This window comes from Planktotalea sp. (assembly GCF_049680325.1).
Classification (GTDB): domain Bacteria; phylum Pseudomonadota; class Alphaproteobacteria; order Rhodobacterales; family Rhodobacteraceae; genus Planktotalea.
On sequence record NZ_JBAUHO010000133.1, the window covers coordinates 1 to 1816 of the forward strand.

General features: G+C 54.8%; 1 protein-coding gene and 1 pseudogene. One reads left to right on the forward strand and one right to left on the reverse strand.

Features of this window, described 5'->3' with window-relative positions:
* Positions 1-464 (reverse strand): annotated as a pseudogene (locus WBC85_RS05955) (hemolysin); the annotation flags it as partial.
* 750 nt (positions 465-1214) lie between these two features.
* Here WBC85_RS05955 and WBC85_RS05960 point away from each other — a divergent pair.
* Positions 1215-1816: DUF6880 family protein (locus WBC85_RS05960; protein ID WP_424433958.1), on the forward strand; the 602-nt coding region annotated here is incomplete at its 3' end.

The following is a 1816-nucleotide window of genomic DNA, read 5'->3' on the forward strand; positions in this document are numbered from 1 at the left end:
GTGTTGGCAAGTAGGCCGCTGTAGTTGTCAGAAGCGACTGAATCGAGCGTTATCGATTCAATCGGCTTTGCGCCCAGCGTCGTGTTGTTACCGCCTCCCGCAGAGAATGGCGCAAGGAACACGCGACCTGCCTCGTCCTGAAGCAACATGATTTGGGTCGTCGCCGTAGTGCCATCAATGTAGGTAAGTGTGACGTTGTATTCGATCACGCTATCAAGCGTTGAGGCCATGCCGTCATAACTCAGGTCCTCGCCAATCAGCCCGTTGTCGTTCTCCAAGACACCGCCATCATTGTTGGCGTCATCCGTCGTCAGACTGTCGATGCTGTCATATAGCGGTGCGGTCGACGCGCCGAAGGTCTGGCCGAGTAGAGAACTGGAGTTTTCGGCCTGAAAATTACCTTCGTTGGGATCGAGGTCGGAAAAAACACCGAGATAAAACGCTTCGAATGTATTAGTTGCCATTGGACTATTGTCTCACCACTGAAGAATTCGCCGATCCCCAGCCGGCAAGACCCTTTCATAAAGATGAAAGGTGCCCAAATTATGGCATCAGCATGTTCAAGGTGAGGATTTAGAATGACCGCGGTGAAGGAGGCGTTAAAGATAGAATTGTCTTTAGTCAGCCACCGGTTCCCAAAGTCGGACAGACGCTTGCACTGGCGAAGCTGCCCGCAACGGCAAAGACCACCAGGCTTTTCGCAAGCTCGGTGGCGCAAGGTTTCCGGGAGCATCGAAAATGAGCAAGCCACCATTGCTGCTCGCGCGATTTCCCAGTGTTGTGATCTCAGACGTTAGTCCGGGATTTTCTGTCTGCTGATCTTCAACATGAAAAAGATCAGGAATTTCGAAACGGAAGCAACATCATCCAGAGTTCAAGGCCAAGGTCGTGTTGAAAAGTAAGCCCTGCTTAGACCCCGCCTTCCAATGATGCATGTATTCTGCGAATCCGTACCTAATGGATCCTCAAATCTGCGCCTTCGAATGGCCGCAATCGGGAATTCGCCGCGGTTCCGAAAACCGCACGCCGCAAGCGCGAGGGAATGCTGCGTCAGCAAACACTGAAAAACGAACGGCGGCTTCGTCCCGCACCTTACCAGTTCGTGCGCCCCGCAGCGAAGGTCGGCTCACCACGGTTTGCCTTTGTGGCTGATACAGGAAAGATCAGAGGGTAGTGGCTAGAATTTCACCTGCGGCGTGCTCTAGAATTTCCGCATGGCACCAAAGACAACACTGAATGCGGATAACCTTGCGGCACTTGGCGCTGAGCGTCTGGCTGATCTTCTGATTGAGATCACCAAAGGCAATGCGGGCGCTAAGCGGCGGTTGAGGCTCGAACTGGCGGGCGAAGCAGGGACGGGAGATGTCGCGCGGGAAATTCGCAAGCGGCTCATGGCAATTGCCCGGTCGCGGTCGTTTGTCGACTGGCAGGGGCGGAACGCCTTTGCGGCCGATCTTGATATGCAAAGGCAGGCCATAGTCGGCCAAGTTGGGCCGTCAGACCCTAAAGCTGCATTTGAACTAATCTGGCGGTTCGTCGCCCTTGCCAATGGGGTCTATGAGCGGTGCGATGACAGCACTGGCCGGGTGCAATCGGTGTTTCACACGGCCTGCGAGGATCTGATCGATCTCGCTGAAGCGGTCGAGCCGGATCCGATTGTTCTAGCCGACCTTTTGCTCACGGCTTTGCCTGATGATGACTATGGGCACTATCCCGCGTTAATCTCAGGTTTGGCACCCATGCTGGGGACGGAGGGTCTGCAGCACCTCCGGGCTGGCATTGCCGCGTTGGACGAAGATATGTCCGAGAATTACGC